This window comes from Nonomuraea glycinis, from assembly GCF_035920485.1.
GTDB lineage: Bacteria > Actinomycetota > Actinomycetes > Streptosporangiales > Streptosporangiaceae > Nonomuraea > Nonomuraea glycinis.
In genome coordinates this window covers 5040189-5056937 of the sequence record NZ_CP109166.1, presented here as the reverse complement: position 1 = coordinate 5056937, position 16749 = coordinate 5040189, and the positions used below count along the sequence as shown (strand labels likewise).

Below are 16749 nucleotides of genomic sequence, written 5' to 3'. Positions count from 1 at the left end.
CGACTCGAGGACCCGGAAGGGCAGCTGTGGCGCAGAATTTCGCACACGGAAACTACTCACACACTCAGAAGAAGGCCAAGGGCGGTCGTACGCCCCGGGACAGGGCCAGGCGGGTCCTGTCGCAGAACTTCCTGGTCGACCCGCACGCCGTGGAGCTGGTGGTCAAGGCCGCCGGTCCCGAGGGGCTCGTGCTGGAGCCGGGCGCGGGCGAGGGCGTGCTCACCTGGGCGCTGGCCGCGGCCGGGGCTCAGGTGGTCGGCTACGAGGTGGACCCGCGGCTGGCCGGCAGGCTGGCGGCGCTGACCCGCGACGATCCCCGGATCGACGTGGTGCGGGGCGACTTCACCACCGCCCGGCCGCCGCGTGAGCCGTTCGCGGTGGTGGGCAACATCCCCTACTCGATCACGTCGAAGATCGTGCGCTGGTGCCTGCGGGCGCCGGGGCTCACCTCGGCGACCCTGCTCACGCAGCGGGAGTACGCCCGCAAGCGGACGGGCGACTACGGCCGCTGGAGCCTGGTGACCGTGGAGTCCTGGCCGTGGTTCGACTGGCGGCTGGGCGACCGGATCGGCCGGGCGAGCTTCCGGCCGGTCCCGTCGGTCGACTCGGCGATCCTGCGCCTCCAGCGCCGGCCCGAGCCGCTGGTGGGGTCGGGCCGGGACTATCAGCGGCTGGTCGAGCTGGGGTTCGGCGGGGTGGGCGGGTCGCTGCGCGCCTCGCTGCGCACTCGCTACGAGGGGGTGGACAGGGCGCTCGCCGCGGCGGGCGTGGCCCGCGACACGGTCGTGGGCCACGTCCACCCCGATCAGTGGATCACGCTGTACGGGCGGCTATGCCGTTGAGGTGACGCTCGCCGGGCCTGCCGGGGTGACCGGCTCGGCGAGCTCCGGCTCGGGCGGGTTGCGGCGGGCCCACGGCATCGCCAGGAACAGCACCGGCAGCAGCACGATCGACGCACGCGACCAGTAGCTGTGCAGCATGACCCAGGTCGCCGGATCCTGGGTCATGTAGATGTAGCCGTAAGCCGCCCAGAGCGAGGTGCCGAGGATCGCCGGCCAGGCGAACCGGGTGGGCCTGGCGATCAGGAACGGCATGAACCAGAGCAGGTACTGGGCGCCCAGCCTGGGCGTGACGACCATGAAGATCAGCAGGATGGCGAGGGTCATGTCGATCGGGTCGGCCCGGCGCCAGATCACCACGGCGGCCACGACGCAGATGTAGATCAGGTAGGTGCCGATCTTGGCCATCAGCGGCTCCAGCGACCAGTGGCCGCCGGTGGGCCAGGGAGTCCAGCCCCATTCGCCGACGATCGGCCTGATGTCCTGGATGACCCTGATGACCTCGGGGATCTGGCTGAGCGAGGTGCCCGCGAAGATCGGCAGCGTCACCAGGAAGAACAGCGGCACCGCGCCGGTCACGAACAGCCCCACGATCCGCGCCCGCAGGTGCGGCAGGAACAGCAGGAAGCCGGGGATCAGCCAGATCGGCCAGCTCTTGGCGCACAGCGCCAGGCCCATGAGCAGGCCGGCGAGCGCGGCGCGCTTGAGGTCGGCCCGATCGGAAGGGATCGGCTTCAGCGCCTGGACCAGCATGCCGAGCGCCCGCCGGGGCACCGCGTTCCGGCCGTCACGCAGCACGTCCAGCCGGAACCTGGCGACGGCGCTGTCGGTCACGCCCACCCGCTCCGGCGAGCCGGGCCCTCGGGCGACGACGAACGCGGCCACGCCGAAGACCAGCGCCACCGGCTCCACTTGGCCGTGGATGGAGGCGACCAGCAGGGCCAGCGGGTTGAGCGCGTACTGGAAGGCGCGCAGTGAGGCCTTGGGGCCGCCCGCCAGCTTGGCCACCAGGGGGATGAGCACGATGTCGGCCACCACGGTGACGAGCCGGCCGGCGTACTCCCATGGGATGCCGAACCACAGCAGGATCCCGTACACATAGGGGATCGTCGGCAGGAAGTGCCAGCCGCCGTTGCTGGCCAGGACCGGGTCCTCGCCGCGCAGCACGGCCTCGCCCGCCGGTTTGAAGCTGTTGACGAAGTCGACCGGCTGCCAGGCGCCCTCGGCCGCGGTGTACATCAGGAGCACGCGGACCGCGATGCCCACACCGATGGCGGCGATCAGGGGTGGCCGCCAGTCCCGCCACTGGGCGATCAGGGCGAGTGCGACTCCGATGACGAGGATGGCCCCCGTGAAGACTGCGTAATCCATGGCGGGATCTAGAGTGCCGTACGAAAAAGCATGGTGCTACCTGCACTTCTGAATTCTTATCCCCGACATGCGGTGCCTTAAGGCGTCAGATCATGACCGTCTGTGCTGAACTTTTCGCATGGGGGGATCGCTAATCAACCAGGCGCTGGTCAGGCTCTACTTCGACGTGCGTGAAGGAGTGCGTGATCCGGTCGCTGCCTGGGCGAAACTCACAGCGAATTCAGAGGTTTATCGGCAGGCGCGGGGCGGGCGCCGGGTTCCCCTCGACGACGACACCGCCGCTGAGCTGGCCGCGGCGGCGATCGTGCACACCGCCGCCGAGCACGGGGCGGACCAGGTGGCCGCGCTGGCGACCTCGCCGCTGGCCGAGCTGGTCGGCGGGCTGGGCGGCGCGGTGCTGACCGAGCAGTCCAGCGCGCCCGCGCAGATGCTCGGCCCGCGCTACCCCGGACCGGCGACCGAGCACTGGGCGCGGGCGGCCTATGTGCTGCTGTGGGGGGAGAACAACCGGACTGTACGGGCTCCCGGCACGCCGTGGGTGATCGCCGGGCGCTACAAGGGGCAGAAGGTGGTGGCGATCGGGCCGCATCCGACGCGGCTGTCGGACGAGACGCTGGTCGTCCGGCCCGGCGGCGACGGCGCGCTCGCCATGGCGGTCGGGCATGTGCTGCTCAAGGAGTTCTACCTGGACCGGCCGGCCTTCGCCGAGCACGCGATGGAGTGGACCGATCTGCCGTTCCTGGTGCGGCTGCGCGAGCGCGGCGGCGCGCTGGTGCCCGGCGGGCTGCTCGGGCCGGTCGCCGATCGGCTGAGCCTGTACGGCGCGGACGGCGCGCAGGGGACCGAGGTGCTGCTGCCGCGCTTCGACGACGGGCCGGGCGTGCTGCACCGGGGCGTGCCGGCGGTCCGGGACGGCGAGCAGCTGGTGACGACGGTGTTCGACCTGCTGCTGGCGGTGTACGGGGTGGGCAGGCCGGGACTGCCGGGCCGCTGGCCGTCCGGTTACGACGATCGCGCCGAGCCGTACACGCCCGGCTGGCAGGAGGCGCACACCGGGGTGGCCGCCTCGCGCACGGTGAAGATCGCGCGGGAGCTGGGCGTGACGGCGGAGAAGACGCACGGGCGGTGCATGGTCGTGCCGGGCTGGCTGGACACGCCGCACGCCGACACCGCCTACCGGGCGATGCTGGCGCTGCTCGTGCTCACCGGCTGCCGGGACGGCTGGGCGCAGCCGTCGGCCGGGACGGACATCCCGCTGGTGCCGTACCTGTGCCTGCACGCGTGCGGCGAGGACCCCGCCGAGGTGGGGGCGCTGAGCTGGGCGCTCGGTGACGGGCTGTTCGAGGACCGGGCGTCGCGGTCGGTGCTGCTGGAGGCGGTGCGCGACGGGCTGCCGATGGCGCCGCCGCCGCGGGTGCTGGCCCTGTCGAGGTGGATCTATCCGCTGCCGCCGGAGGTGGACCTGCTCATCGGGCCGGACGAGCGGTGCGATCTGGCCCCGCCGGACGCGCGGCTGATCGCCGACGCGGTGGCCAAGCTCACCACCGCGCCGGTCGAGCCGGGCGGCGCGGACGCCGAGCCGGGCGAGCGGCGGATGCGGCTGCTGATCGATCATGCCTGGATGCACGAGTACGGCGAGGCACTGCCGGTCTACCGGCCGCCGGGGGCCGGGATCCCGCTGAAACCCACCCAGCTCGTCCGCATGCCGTGAGCCCGGGGCGGCCTCGCACCGCCCCGGGCCCGGCACCGGTCAGAAGCCGGCGGTGATCCTGGTGAACTCCCAGTTGCTCTGGGCGATGCCGCTGCAGTTGGAGGTCACGCCGCCGCCGGGGCAGGGGCGGTCCCGGTTGACGCCCCAGTAGGCGAGCCTGGTCAGGCCCCTGTCCCGCGCCCAGGTGACGATCTGGCTCCAGGTCTGCGGGGTGGTCAGCTCCTGCTGGTCGGACAGGCCGTTCATGCCGGAGATGCCCATGTGGGCGTACGCCTGCGCGTCGGACCAGCCGTAGGCGTTCTTCAGCGCGTTCTTCAGGCCCTCGGCGGCGTTGACGGTGTCGTTGTAGATGTTGGAGCCGCCGAAGTCGAACGGCATGATGGTGAAGTTGTCGATCGGCACGTTCAGGGCTCTGGCCTGGTTGATCAGCCGGACGCCGTGCGCGTTCGGGCCGGTCGTGGAGGTGCCGAAGGTGACGGCCACCTTGACGTTCGGGTTGTTCTGCTTGACGATCTTGAGGCCGTTGAGGATGCGGTCCTGGACCGTGTAGTTCTCGAACTCGTCGGTGTTCTCGATGTCGAAGTCGACGACCGCGGGGCCGACGGCGTTGATGACCTGCTGCACGGCGCCGGCGAAGGCGGCCGGGCTGGAGCAGTTCGGGCCGAGCTTGTTGCCCTGCCAGCCGCCGAAGGAGATCTGGACGCTGCCGCCCTTGGACTTGATCGTGTTGATCGCCGCCGCGTCGGCGCCGCCGGTCAGCGGGCGCTGGCCGTCCCAGGCGGGGTTGCAGCCGCCGCTGGACAGGATGAACGCCATGGTGAACGACCTGACGCCGGTGGCGTCCATGACCGTGCCCGGGTTGGGCGGGTCGCCCCAGCCCATCCAGAGGTAGGGCGCGCCGGGCATCCTGGACGGGTTCGGGTCGGGGTTGCCGCCTTCGGAGGTTCTGGCGGTGACGGTGTTGCTCGTGCCCGACAGGTTGCCGGCGGCGTCACGGGCCCGGACCGTGTAGGTGTAGCTGGTGGCGGCGGCCCGGCCGGTGTCGGTGTAGGAGGTGCCGGAGACGGTCGTCACGAGGGTCGAGCCCCGGTAGACGTTGTAGCCGGTGACGCCCACGTTGTCGGTGGAGGCGTTCCAGGCCAGCGAGACGCTGCTGGAGGTGACGCCGGTCGAGCGGAGGTTGCCCGGCACGGAGGGGGCGCTGGTGTCGGGGCCGCCGCCGCCGGAGACGACCTTCCACAGGGCGGGCACGACGTTCGGCTCCCAGCCGGGCTGGGAGGTGTGGCTCTGCAGGCACTCGTAGTCGACGCCGTTGTGGGTGACGCGGGTGCCGACCGTGTACGGGGTCCACGCCGTCCAGGCGGGGGCGGCGACGACCACCGCGCCGTAGGCGGCCGGGGCGATGGTGGCGAGGCCAGAGACGGTCAGGGCGAGGGAGGTGAGTAACGCGAGGGCCATTCGACGAAATTTCATGACATTCCCTGGAGGTGCGGCTTGACGGTCCTGGAGAAGTTCCAGTTGTTGCTGGCGTCCCAGTTGATGGACCACGTCATCGCGCCGCGGATGCCCGGGTAGGCGCGCGGTGGCGTGAAGGTCCCGCAGCGGGTGCGCTTGGCCAGGCAGTCCAGTGCCTGGTTGACCAGGGCGGGTGCGACGATCCCGCCACCGGCGGCCCCCGGCCCGGCAGGCAGGCCCAGGGCCACCTGGTCGGGACGCAGGCCGTTCTCCAACTGGATGCAGGCCAGGGCGGCCATGAAGTCGACCGTTCCTTGTGCGTACGCCCACTGCTGATCGCAGCCGAGCATCGAGCCGGAGTTGTAGAACTGCATGTGGACGACGGTGAGGATGTCCTTGATGCTCAGCGCGAGCTTGAAGTACTCCATCTGCGCCGACTGCATGTCGATGGTCTGCGGCGCCATCGTAATGATCAGGTCGGCGCCCGCCTTGGCGCGCAGCGATCTGAGCGCCTGGGCCATGTAGGTGGCGTTGAGCCCGTTCTCCAGGTCGATGTCGACGCCGTCGAAGCCGTAGCTCCGCATCAGCGCGTACACCGTGTCGGCGAACCTGGTCGCGGCCGCGGCGTCGGCCACCTGCACCCGGCCGGTCTCGCCGCCGACGGACAGGATGACCTTCTTGCCGCGCTGGTGCAGCGCCTGCACGTCGGCCTTGAACTGGGCGTCGGTGTAGCCGCCGAGCGCGCTCGACAGCCCGGTGTCGACGCCGAAGACGACCTCGCCCGGTGTGGCGGTGGCCTCGCCGAACGCGATCGCGATCAGGTCGTAGTCGTTGGGCACTGCGGCGAGCCTCAGCTCGGTGGCCTGGTTGACGAAGTTGTGCCAGTAGCCGGTGAGGAAGTGCGCGGGCAGCTGCCCGCCGGGCTGGCCCGGGTCGCAGCCGGTGGTGGTCGCGGTGACCGGGTCGCTGGCGGGCGACTCCCCCACCGCGTTGTAGGCCTTGACCGTGTAGGTGTGGGTCTCGCAGGCGCCGAGGCCGCCGATGGTCGAGCCGGTGGCGGTGACCGTGGCCTTGACGGTCGTGCCCTCGTAGACCCGGTAGCCGGTGACGGTGCCGCCGGAGGCTCCCCACGACAGGGCGATGGCGGTACCGGAGGGGTTCGCCGTCACGGCGCCCGGCTTGCCGGGGACGCCGGGGCCGGGGCCGGAGCCGCCGTCGCAGCTCGCGCCGTTGATCGTGCAGTTGGAGATGCCGGGGAAGTTGCCGGGGCTGCCGTTGAAGCCGAAGCTGACGCTGGCTCCCGGCGCGAGGGCGGACGCCCAGCTCGGGTTGGTGAAGGTGTGCCGCTGACCGCTCCTGGTCAGCACGGCGTCCCAGGCGGAGGGGATGGTGAAGCCGGCCGGGATGTCGAAGGCCACGTTCCAGCCGTTCATCGGGGTGGACGTGCCGTTGGTGACGGTGACCCTGCCTTCGAAGCCGGTGCCCCAGTCGGAGACCTTGACGAAGGTGGCGGAGGCGGCGGCGTGGGCGGGAAGCGCGATGAGGCTGAGGGCGAGGGTCGCGAGTGACACTAAGATCACGCGAGCTTTCACATTTCATCCTTCTTGCCGGCGTGCCATGCGGCTCGCGCCTGGGGGGTTAGCGCAAGCCGCACGGCACGGCCCGCGGGAGGCGACGCGGGCGCTGGGGGATGACAGCATTCTGTTAGGAAAGTTTCCTAAGAGTTGCCGCGATCGTAGCCTTGACAACCGAGCCTTACAAGACCCAATAAAAGATGCCCCGCCGTACGATCACGGCGGGGCATCAGGCGAGCGTCAGGGCTGCTGGGTGACGCGCACGTCGTCCACCGCGGCCTCGACCAGCGAGGCGCTGGACAGGTCGGCGGCCTCGACGAGGATGCGCACCGTCTGCCCCGCGAAGGCGCTCAGGTCCGCCGTGGCCACGCTCCACGCGCCGTTGCGGTTGGTGGCCGCGCCCGACTGCTGGAAGACGGTGGCCGTGGTCGAACCCACCACCCTGACCCGGAAGTAGTCCGCGCTGGTGGCGTTCGAGCCGTGCGCGAGATACCACGACAGCGACAGGCTGAGCCCGCCGGAGGCGGGCAGCGTGATCGGCGGCGACTGGATCGAGGTGACGCCGCCGTCGACGTCGTACGTGCCGGCCGAACTGCCCGCCAGGCGGCCGGTCACCAGGTCGTTGGAGCCGCTGACCGTGGTGCCGAGCTGCTTGGCCCCGGAGTCGGAGGTGGCCGCGGGATCGCCGCGCTCCCACTGCCCCGCGGTGGCGGTGTCGGTGCCGTTCGGGTTGGCCGCCCAGCCGGTGGCGGTCTCGAAGGTGTCGCTGTAGACCGTCACCGGCGGGGTGCCCGTGCCGCAGTACTGCGACTCCTTGCCGATGATCCGGTAGACACAGTCGGAGTACTCGAGGAAGCGCAGCACGGCCTCCCGGTTACGGGTGGTCTGGGGGACGATCTGCTCGTCCGGCGGGTAGAAGCCGGGATTGGAGCCGACCGGGTACATCTCGAAGGTGTAGCTGAAGATCTTGTACGTGCCCCACAGCCAGTCGTCGATGGTCCCGTCGGTGATGTAGAGGTCGCTGGCCTGCTGGGGGGTGTAGTCGTTGGTGGTGGCCATGTTCTGGCCGAGCGTGGCGTGCGCGTCCCGGTCGTCCTGGGTCAGGCCCGGCCCGGTGTCGTTGAAGGTGTAGCCGTACGGCCACAGGATCAGCTGGCTGTAGGTGTGCCAGTCGATGTGCGCCTTGAGCTGCTGCACGCCGCCGACGACCCGGCCCCGCACCCAGTCCGCCGCCGCCTTGACCTCGGGGGCCGACTCGGCGGCCGCGCCCCGGTAGGTCTCGCTGGAGGTGGACCCGGAGGAGCCGCCGCAGCAGCCCCAGTTGTAGCCCCAGTTGCGGTTCAGGTCCGTGCCGACGGCCGACGAGCCGCTGTTCGGCTGCCTGTTCTTCCGCCAGGACCGGTAGCTGCCGGTGGCGATGTCGTACTCGCCGCCGTCGGGGTTGAGGTCCGGCATGATCCAGATCTCCCTGGTGTTCACCAGGTTCGCGATCCGGGAGTCGGTGCCGTAGCCGTCGGTGAGCAGGTCCATGAGGTAGAGGGCCATCTCGACCGTGAGGTGCTCGCGGGCGTGCTGGTGGGCGGTGAACAGCACCTCCGTCTCCGCCTCGTCCGTCGCCACGTTGTCGCTGATCTTGACGCCGATGAGCGGTCTGCCCTCGTGGGAGGAGCCGTAGGTGAACTTCTGGGCGATGGCCGGATGGTCGGCGACCAGGCCGTTCACGTACGCGGTCATCTCCGCGTAGTTGTGGTAGGCCGAGTCCGCCGGCGGGAAGTCAGCTGCCACGGCAGCCGACGGGGATGACGGGCGCGGCACCTCCGTGACCCGGTAGCCGAGCCGCTTGATCGCGGTGACCTCGGCTTCCGTGGCGGTGATCAGGACCGAGTCCCGCGTCACCTCGTCGATGGCGGCGCCGGTCGAGGCGACCGCGCTGCGTTCCTGCGCGGTGGCCGGACCTTGCACCCGGTACTGCTTGTTGGCCGGCGGCTCGGCGGTGGCTCCCGCCCCGGTCATGCCGGTCAGGCAGATGAGTCCCAGGACGGCCAGCAGGATGACTAATCGGCGTCTCACCATGTCCTCCCAGGCGCGCGGGCTTGGTGTTTACGCACGCCTGCACTGAGAGTGAAGAGCCTCGGCCCAGGAGGAAAGACCCAAAAACCGGCGAGTCCAGTGACGCGATACCGTGATATGTCACCACGGCAACCCTCGAGTGAGGCTGCATGTTCTTCGGGATCACCGACATCTGGACCTATGTCATCGGCGCTTTCCTCATCATCCTGCTGCCGGGTCCCAACTCCCTGTACGTCCTGGCCCTGTCCGCACAGCGCGGTGTCCGCCAGGGGTACCGGGCCGCCGCGGGGGTGTTCGTCGGCGACGCCGTGCTGATGGCGCTGGCCGCCGCGGGCGCCGCGTCGCTCCTGCGGTCGAGTCCGGTGCTGTTCGCGATCGTGAAGTACGCCGGCGCGGCCTATCTGGCCTGGATCGGCTTCCAGATGCTGCGCGGCGCCTGGCAGGCGTGGCGGACGCGGCCCGAGGGCGAGCTCGGCCAGGTGGCCGCCACGGCGGTGATGGAGTCCGATCGGCCCGGGTCCAAGGCCGTGCGGCCGTTCCGCAAGGCGCTGACGATCAGCCTGCTCAATCCGAAGGCGATCCTGTTCTTCGTCTCGTTCTTCATCCAGTTCGTGGACCCCGGTTACGCCGCCCCGGCGCTGTCGTTCCTCATCCTGGGGGCGATCATCCAGGTCTTCAGCCTCCTCTACCTGTCCGCGCTGATCTTCGGCGGGAGCTTCCTGGCCGCCCAGTTCCGTACCCGCAGGCGGCTGAGCGCGGGGCTCACCTCGGGGGTGGGCGCGCTGTTCCTGGGGTTCGGGGCGAAGCTGGCCACCACCTCCCTGGGGTGACCGGACGGGTATGGCGAGCCGACGTGGGAGAACACCCTCTCCGAGGGCTGAACGTGGCAAAAGAGGCAGTCACTGCCGAGGGGGTCAGGTACGGTAAGCCACCGGAAAGCGACCGGCAACCATCCGATGCGATCGTCAGGGACGTCCAGGTGGCCGCCAGGTGATATCGAGCGGCCCCTCTGGTCAGCCTGCCGGCCCGAAGTCCGGGTAGTGCCCGGCACATCGGCCTATCTGCGGAGCAAGCCATGACCCACCCACCTTTCACCCTGCCCCGGCTCACCTCCCTGGCCCGCCAGGCGGTGCCGAAGCTGCTCGAAGCGGTCGTGGCGCCGCTGGCGGTGTTCTATCTCGCGATGGTGGTGCTGGGGCTGGAGTGGGCGCTGATCCTGACCTGCGCGTGGGTGTACGGCGGGGTGGCCTGGCGGTTGATCAGGCGGATCCCAGTGCCGGCGACGATGCTGCTGGCCGCGGCGGCGATCACCTTGCGCACCGTTGTGGGACTGTGGACGGGCACCTGGATGTGGTACTTCATCCAGCCGGAGCTGGGCACGATCTGCCTCAGCATGGCCTTCCTCGCCTCGGTGCGGCTGAACCGGCCGCTCGTGGAGAAGCTCACGCTCGACTACATCCATCTGCCGAACGCGGTGCTCAAGCACGAGCGGGTGCGCAGGTTCTTCGCCCGGATCACGCTGCTGTGGGCGTTCGTGCTGCTGGCGAACTCGACGGTGAGCATCAGCCTCGCGGTGTACGAGTCGCTGGCCGGCTCACTGGCCGGATACATGCTGCTGCGTACCTCAGCGGTGGCCCTGATAAGCGGCCTGGCGATCACCATCTCCGTCTTCGGCTTCAAGCGGCTGCTGCGCAGGCTGCACGTAGCCCACGCCTGAAGGCCCACCCGCGAGCACGCCTGAGAGCGCGTACCAGCGTTCGGTCAGCAGGAACGCGCCGCACATGCCCATCACCAGCCCGGTCAGCGTGCCGAACAGCGCCACGAAGTCCGGCCCGCCGAGGATGCCCGAGCCGAGCGGCCCCGCGGTGAAAGTGACGGTCAGCGCGTACAGGCCCCAGCCGAACATCGCCCCGGAGCCGAGCCAGCCGACGACCAGCGGCCGCCAGAACGGCCCGCGCCCGCGCGCCCGCACCAGCACCACCAGCGCGACGCCCGCGGCGATGGCCATCAGGCCCTGCACCGCCTCCCGCATGCTCCCGGCCGGCGTCAGCGCTGCCGCTGCCTCCGGAGGCAGTCCCGCCGTGCCGCCCAGCGCCCAGAAGAGGCGGGTGCCGCCGACGATCCCGGCCACCAGCAGCGATCCCCAGCCCACGACGGTCTGGAAGGGCCGGGTGAGCGAGGGGTGCCGGTGCCCGATCGAGGTGCTGAAGACGGTGGTCCAGCGGTCGCGGGCGTAGAGGACGAACGCCGTCATGAGACCGGCGCCCTGCCCGATGAAGCCGGTGTAGACGGCCAGGTAGACCCACGGTTCGATCGGGCCGCCGGTGTCGAACACGGACACGCCCTCGATCACCACGCTCAGCGGCGCGGTCACCATCACCACCGACAGCAGCCCCGCGCCCACCCACAGCGGCAGGAGCACCAGCAAGGCGGGCAGCCGCATCCCCCACCGCATGGTGAACGCCAGCGCCAGGACCAGCGCGATCGCGTCCATGGCGAAGGTGAGGGCGTTCATCCCCATCATGACCGAGCCGTTCATCAGCTCCGGGTCGGTGACGCCCACGGAGCTGCCCGTCAGCCAGAGCACCTTGAGCGTGAGGTAGGGCAGCATGGCGGCGATGGCCACGACCGCCGCGGTGATTCGGCCGATTCCGGCCTTCTGCTCGTTCATGCTTCGAGCCTGCTCGGGCCGGCGTCGCCCGGCCTCCCGCGCCGAGGGGAGCCGTCTCCCCCGCGAGAGGGAGCTCAGGGCAGGTCGACGGCCAGCTCGAACCCGTCCGCCGTGGGTCCGGCCGCCAGCGTGCCGCCTTCGCGCCGTACCCGCTCGTGCAGGCCCGTCAGCCCGAGACCGCCTCGCCTGGCCGTCGGGCGGGAGCGGGTGGCGGGGCCGTTGGCGACGGCGACGCGGCGCGCCGCGACGGTGACCGTGACCTCGGCACCCGGCGCGTGCTTGGCCGCGTTGGTGAGCCCCTCCTGGACCACGGCATGCGCCAGCTCCGGCACCGGCTCGGCCAGGCGCAGGGTGATCGCCATCCCGGAGGCCCTGGCCCGGCCGACCAGCGCGACCACATCCTCGCGCACCGGGGACAGCGGCGCGGCGTCGGCGCGTGCTGGGGACAGCGGCGCGGTGTCGGTGTCGTCGCGGAGGACGCCGATGATCTGGCGTAGCCGTTCGGTGGCGTCCGCGGCGGCCAGGCGCAGCTCGCCTGCCGCCTTGACCTGGTCGGGTGCCAGGCTGGGCGCCAGCTCCAGGCCGGCGGCGCGGACCGCGATGAGGGCGAGGTCGTGGCCGAGCGAGTCGTGCATGTCCCTGGCGATCCTGGCCCGCTCGCGCAGCCTCGCCTGCGCCTCGGCCGACGACTTCGCCTGCTCCCGCTGCTGCAGCAGCCTGCCGCGGAGCAGGCCCAGAAGGTACGGCACCGCGTACGTGCCCGCCAGGCCGGTGGTCATGGTGGTCCACAGGCCGACCGTGCCGCCCTTCGCCAGCACCAGGCCCACGCCGATGACCGACAGCACGCCGGCCAGCGCCACGGCGGGCCGGGCCGGGGGCAGCCGCCGGCCGGCGAGGTAGACGTACCAGATGACGAACGGCGAGGTCGTCACGAACGGAAAGATCTTCACGTAGGCGGCGGACGGTGTGAGCCAGGTCAGGTCCGAGGTCGCCACGCCCGTGGCGAAGTCCCACGGGCCGAGCGGCAGCAGCAAGACCACCGCCGCAAGCGGCCACGCCCGGCCGACGAGCACGGCCAGTGCGGCCAGCACGACGCACGGCACGGTGCGCAACGCGAAGGCCGCCGGCTCCTCGAACGGGTCGGGGCCCGAGGCGGCCACCGCGATCACCAGCAGGCACCCCAGCAGCACGTCCTGGACCATCTGGCGGCGGCTCTCGCGGCGTGGACGTCTCACGTCGACGACCGTACAAGCCCTCTCCCGCGCACCGGCACGGCCGATCGTCGATCGCCGGCCCTGACGAAAGGAAGGGTGGTGACCGCGCCACCGCCGGGGTGGTGCTGGCTCCACCTCAAAGGCGGATACCCACACTCCTGTGCCGGGCGGCCGGGACCGGTTTGATCGAAGAGTGTCACCGGGGGGTAGCGCACTCGCCCCTGACGAAAGTCGGGGGTGGTGTGCGCCGATCGACCGATGTGCCATGACCTGCGGGATTTCTAGCTTGTGACGGTACGACCCCTGCCCCCGCTAGGGGACAGGTCCTCGTTCAACCGGGGAAATCCCCGATGTCTCATGGCCCCTCTCGGCGACACGCTGGGCAGGCGCCCCAAATGATCGGAGTACATGCTCATGTCGCACGCTGTCCTGGAGTTTCTCCAGCAGGTGATGTCGTCGCCATGGCTGTATCTGGCGCTGTTCGGGCTCGCGCTGCTCGACGGGTTCTTTCCCGTCGTGCCGGCGGAGACCTCCGTGATCACCGCCGGGGTGTTCGCGGCGACCGGGCAGACGAACCTGGCCCTGGTGATCGTGGTGGCGGCACTGGGCGCGTTCGCCGGTGACCACATCTCCTACCTGCTCGGATACAAGGCCGGTGGCCGGATCCGGCGGCGCAAGGCGTTCGTGTGGGCGCGGGACACGCTCGCCGAGCGTGGCGGGCTGGTCCTGGTCGTGGCCCGCTACATCCCCGGCGGGCGGACCGCGACCACGCTCACCATGGGCGCCGTCCGCCATCCGCTGCGCTCGTTCACCTTCTTCGACGCGATCGCGGCCGTCTCCTGGGGCGTCTACTCCGGCCTGATCGGGTTCTTCGGCGGGATGGCGTTCGAGCGGGACCCGATCAAGGGCCTGCTGTTCGGGCTCGGCATCGCGCTGGGCGTCACCGCGATCGTCGAGGTGGTCCGGTGGGTCAGGAAGCGACGCGCCACCAACGCTTCTCCCCAGAGCCTCTCCGTGGACACGTCCGTTTGATCCCGCTCAGTGAACATCCAGTTGGAAAGGAGTCGGCATGATCGCGCTGGCCGCTGCTGTCGCCCTGATCGGATCGCTGTTCTTCGCGCTCGGCGCCGCTCTGCAGCAGTTCGAGGCGTTCGGCACGGCCAAGCCGGGTCTGCTGGCGCTGCTGCGCAGGCCGCGCTGGCTGTTCGGCGGACTGTCCATCCTGGTGGGAGGCGGCCTGCACATCGTGGCGCTGGGCCTCGGCCCGCTGACCGTCGTGCAGCCGATGGGCGTGGCCAGCCTGCTGTTCGCGCTGCCGATCGCCGCCACGCTGCACGGCCGCAAGCCCGCCCGGCGCGAGCTGGCGGCGGCGGGCGTGGTCGCGGCCGGGCTGATCGGACTGGTGCTGCTGGTCCCGGAGTCGGCGGGCACCACCCACCTGACCCCGCAGGGGGTGCTCACGCTGCTCGGCGTGGCCGGGATCGCGGCGGTGCTGCTGTGGGCGGGCTCGAAGGCGGCCTCCCCGACCGGCCGCGCCGCCCTGCTGGCCACCAGCTCGGGCGTGCTGTACGGCGCCACCGCCACGCTCGTCCGGGCGCTGGTGGACGGCGGCTGGAACTGGTGGTACCTCCTGGCGCTGCCCGTTCCGGCGGTGCTGGCGCTGATGATGCTGCAGCGCGCCTACGCCGTCGGCCACTTCGGCGTCTCCTTCGCCTCCCTGCAGATCGCCGACCCGCTCACCGCGGTGGCCTTCGGCGCCCTGCTGCTCGGTGAGCCGCTGCCCACCGGCGTACTGCCGATCGCGGCGGCGGCGCTCACCGCGGCGGGCACCTTCGCCCTGGCGCGCAGCAGTCCGCTGGAGGCGCGGCTCTGACCGTCACCTGATCCCACCGACCCGATCTCACCGCTCCGGCCCTCCCCAGCCGGGGTTCCCCTCTCGACAATGGAGTCACCGATCATGGCCATGCCCATGCACACCCTTGAGAAGACCACGGCACTCGCCCCCGCTCCCACCCGCCCCCGGCGGATCCTGATCTCCAGCGACACCTACCCACCCGACGTGAACGGCGCCGCCTACTTCACCCACAGGCTCGCCACCGGCCTGGCCGCACGCGGCAACGAAGTGCACGTGGTCTGCCAGTCGGAGCTCGGCCCGGCCGGCGCCGACGTGGTCGACGGCGTGATCGTGCACCGGCTGCGCTCGGCGCCGCTGCTGGTCCACCCGACCATGCGGGTCACCGTCCCCACCCGGCTGGACCGGCTCATGGACGCCATCGACCCGGACGTGCTGCACACCCAGGGCCACTTCGTCGTCGGCAGGTCCGCCATCGCCGCCGCCCGGCGCCGCGGCGTGCCGGTCGTGGCCACCAACCACTTCATGCCCGACAACCTCTTCCAGTTCGCCCACATCCCGGCCGGGCTGCGGGAGAAGGCGGGCCGGCTGGCCTGGCGCGACTTCGGCCGCGTCTACGGCAAGGCCGACCACATCACCACGCCCACGCCGCTCGCCGCCGAGCTGCTCACCGCTCAGGGCTTCGGCCACGAGGTGGAGCCGGTCTCCTGCGGCATCGACCTGGCCCGGTTCCACCCGCACGCCGAGCCGAAGGCCTGGGCCCGCAGGCGGTTCGGGCTGCCCGACCGTCCCACCGTGCTGTTCGTCGGCCGTCTGGACGAGGAGAAGCGGCTCGACGAGATCGTGCGGGCGCTGCCGTACGTGCTGAACGAGACCGACGCGCAGGTGGCGTTCGTCGGCAAGGGCAACCAGCGCGGTGAGCTGGAGAAGCTGGCCAGGCGGATCGGGGTGGACGAGCGGACGTTCTTCCTCGGGTTCGTGCCCGACGAGAGCATGCCGCAGGCGTTCGCCGCCGCCGACGTGTTCGCCATGCCGGGCGTCGCCGAGCTGCAGAGCATCGCGACGCTGGAGGCGATGGCCAGCGGGCTGCCCGTGGTCGCCGCCGACGCCATGGCGCTGCCGCACCTGGTCGACGGCAACGGCTACCTGTTCCAGCCGGGCGAGGTGACGGTGCTGGCCGGGCACCTGACGCGCATCCTCACCGACGACGCCCTGCGCGAGCGCCTCGGCCGGGTCAGCCGTGAGATCGCCCTCACCCACGACCACCAGACCTCCCTCGCCCGGTTCGAGCAGATCTACGACGAGGTGGCACGATGAAGGCGGCAGGCCATGTGACCCTGGCCGGTGCCCTGGTCGCGCTCCTGGCCTTCGCCTACGCCGAGCTGGTGCTGCCTGCCCGGCCGCTGGTCAGCGACTACGCGCTGGTTCCCGGCGGGCTGCTTCCGGTGGTGATCGGCATGCTCGCGCTGGCGGCGGCCTGCCTGTCGCTGGCGTACGGTCTCGCGGCCGGGGAGCCGGGGCGCACCGCCGCCACCAGGGTGCTGCTGCTGGCCGCGGCCGGCGGTCTGATGCTGAGCGCGATGTTCCCGACGGACGCCAGCGTGATCAAGTCGCTTTCCGGGGAGATTCACCGCTGGGCCGCCGCGGTCGTGTTCACCACCCTGCCCGTCGCCGGCTGGAGCCTGGCGCGCGGACGGGCGCCGCTGCCCCGCTGGAACGCGGTCAAGGCGCTGAGCGTGACCTCCGTACTGGCGCTGGGCGTCTACCTGGCCGCGCATCCGGCCTCCTTCACCTCGCCGTGGATCGGCGGCGAGTCCTACTACGGTCTGCTCGAACGCGCGCTGGTGCTGGCCGAGATCGGGCTGATCGCCGCCATGACCCTGGCCTTCAGGCAGCGCCAGGTCACCGCCGTGCCCCTCGCCGCCGCGGACGCCCCGGCCCGCGACGAACGCCTGGCCGCCTGAGAGGCGGGCATGCTTCGTCGCCGGTCGA

The 16749-nt window shown here is 71.1% G+C and carries 14 protein-coding genes; 8 read left to right on the top strand and 6 right to left on the bottom strand.

The features are described from left to right. The first annotated feature begins 26 nt into the window (after positions 1-26). Positions 27-842 carry an ErmE/ErmH/ErmO/ErmR family 23S rRNA (adenine(2058)-N(6))-methyltransferase gene (gene erm, locus OHA68_RS23905; protein WP_327102239.1) on the top strand — a complete coding sequence of 272 codons (816 nt, stop codon included), beginning with the start codon at positions 27-29 and terminating at the stop codon, positions 840-842. On the opposite strand, the gene OHA68_RS23900 is transcribed toward erm, so the two are convergent. Further along, the gene (locus OHA68_RS23900; protein WP_327102238.1) at positions 831-2210 is read right to left on the bottom strand and encodes a hypothetical protein; all 1380 of its coding nucleotides are present in this window, start codon (positions 2208-2210) and stop codon (positions 831-833) included. The genes erm and OHA68_RS23900 overlap by 12 nt on opposite strands. 118 nt (positions 2211-2328) lie before the next feature. On the opposite strand from OHA68_RS23900, the gene OHA68_RS23895 reads away from it, so the two are divergent. Next, a complete protein-coding gene (locus tag OHA68_RS23895) occupies positions 2329-3921 on the top strand; it encodes a molybdopterin-dependent oxidoreductase (protein WP_327102237.1) in 1593 nt (530 codons plus the stop codon). Positions 3922-3960: 39 nt separating this feature from the next. On the opposite strand, the gene OHA68_RS23890 is transcribed toward OHA68_RS23895, so the two are convergent. The 3 genes from OHA68_RS23890 to OHA68_RS23880 all read right to left on the bottom strand — a co-directional run bounded on the left by OHA68_RS23890 (position 3961) and on the right by OHA68_RS23880 (position 9023). After that, complete coding sequence (locus tag OHA68_RS23890; RefSeq protein ID WP_327102236.1) at positions 3961-5394, bottom strand: carbohydrate-binding protein; 1434 nt, start codon at positions 5392-5394, stop codon at positions 3961-3963. After that, positions 5391-6947: a chitinase gene (locus tag OHA68_RS23885; protein ID WP_327102235.1), complete on the bottom strand. Its 1557-nt coding sequence runs from the start codon at positions 6945-6947 to the stop codon at positions 5391-5393. Before OHA68_RS23885 ends, OHA68_RS23890 begins: the two co-directional genes overlap by 4 nt. 243 nt (positions 6948-7190) lie before the next feature. After that, complete coding sequence (locus OHA68_RS23880) at positions 7191-9023, bottom strand: M14 family zinc carboxypeptidase (RefSeq protein WP_327102234.1); 1833 nt, start codon at positions 9021-9023, stop codon at positions 7191-7193. Between the two features lie 146 nt (positions 9024-9169). On the opposite strand from OHA68_RS23880, the gene leuE reads away from it, so the two are divergent. Together leuE and OHA68_RS23870 are read left to right on the top strand one after the other, a co-directional pair. After that, positions 9170-9850: a leucine efflux protein LeuE gene (gene leuE / locus OHA68_RS23875; protein ID WP_189138210.1), complete on the top strand. Its 681-nt coding sequence runs from the start codon at positions 9170-9172 to the stop codon at positions 9848-9850. Between the two features lie 245 nt (positions 9851-10095). Beyond that, complete coding sequence (locus tag OHA68_RS23870; RefSeq protein WP_327102233.1) at positions 10096-10737, top strand: VC0807 family protein; 642 nt, start codon at positions 10096-10098, stop codon at positions 10735-10737. On the opposite strand, the gene OHA68_RS23865 is transcribed toward OHA68_RS23870, so the two are convergent. Next, complete coding sequence (locus OHA68_RS23865; RefSeq protein WP_327102232.1) at positions 10645-11691, bottom strand: hypothetical protein; 1047 nt, start codon at positions 11689-11691, stop codon at positions 10645-10647. The two genes, OHA68_RS23870 and OHA68_RS23865, sit on opposite strands and share 93 nt — an antisense overlap. Positions 11692-11765: 74 nt before the next feature. Further along, on the bottom strand, positions 11766-12926 hold the full coding sequence (locus tag OHA68_RS23860; protein WP_327102231.1) for a sensor histidine kinase: 1161 nt from the start codon (positions 12924-12926) through the stop codon (positions 11766-11768). 393 nt (positions 12927-13319) lie between these two features. On the opposite strand from OHA68_RS23860, the gene OHA68_RS23855 reads away from it, so the two are divergent. The 4 genes from OHA68_RS23855 to OHA68_RS23840 all read left to right on the top strand — a co-directional run bounded on the left by OHA68_RS23855 (position 13320) and on the right by OHA68_RS23840 (position 16721). Continuing rightward, the gene (locus tag OHA68_RS23855) at positions 13320-13937 is read left to right on the top strand and encodes a DedA family protein (RefSeq protein WP_327102230.1); all 618 of its coding nucleotides are present in this window, start codon (positions 13320-13322) and stop codon (positions 13935-13937) included. Positions 13938-13974: 37 nt separating this feature from the next. Beyond that, the gene (locus OHA68_RS23850; RefSeq protein WP_327102229.1) at positions 13975-14778 is read left to right on the top strand and encodes a DMT family transporter; all 804 of its coding nucleotides are present in this window, start codon (positions 13975-13977) and stop codon (positions 14776-14778) included. A 96-nt stretch (positions 14779-14874) separates the two neighbouring features. Further along, a complete protein-coding gene (locus OHA68_RS23845) occupies positions 14875-16074 on the top strand; it encodes a glycosyltransferase (RefSeq protein ID WP_327109547.1) in 1200 nt (399 codons plus the stop codon). After that, a complete protein-coding gene (locus tag OHA68_RS23840; protein ID WP_327102228.1) occupies positions 16071-16721 on the top strand; it encodes a DUF998 domain-containing protein in 651 nt (216 codons plus the stop codon). The genes OHA68_RS23845 and OHA68_RS23840 overlap by 4 nt, the downstream gene beginning before the upstream one ends. Positions 16722-16749: the final 28 nt, after the last annotated feature.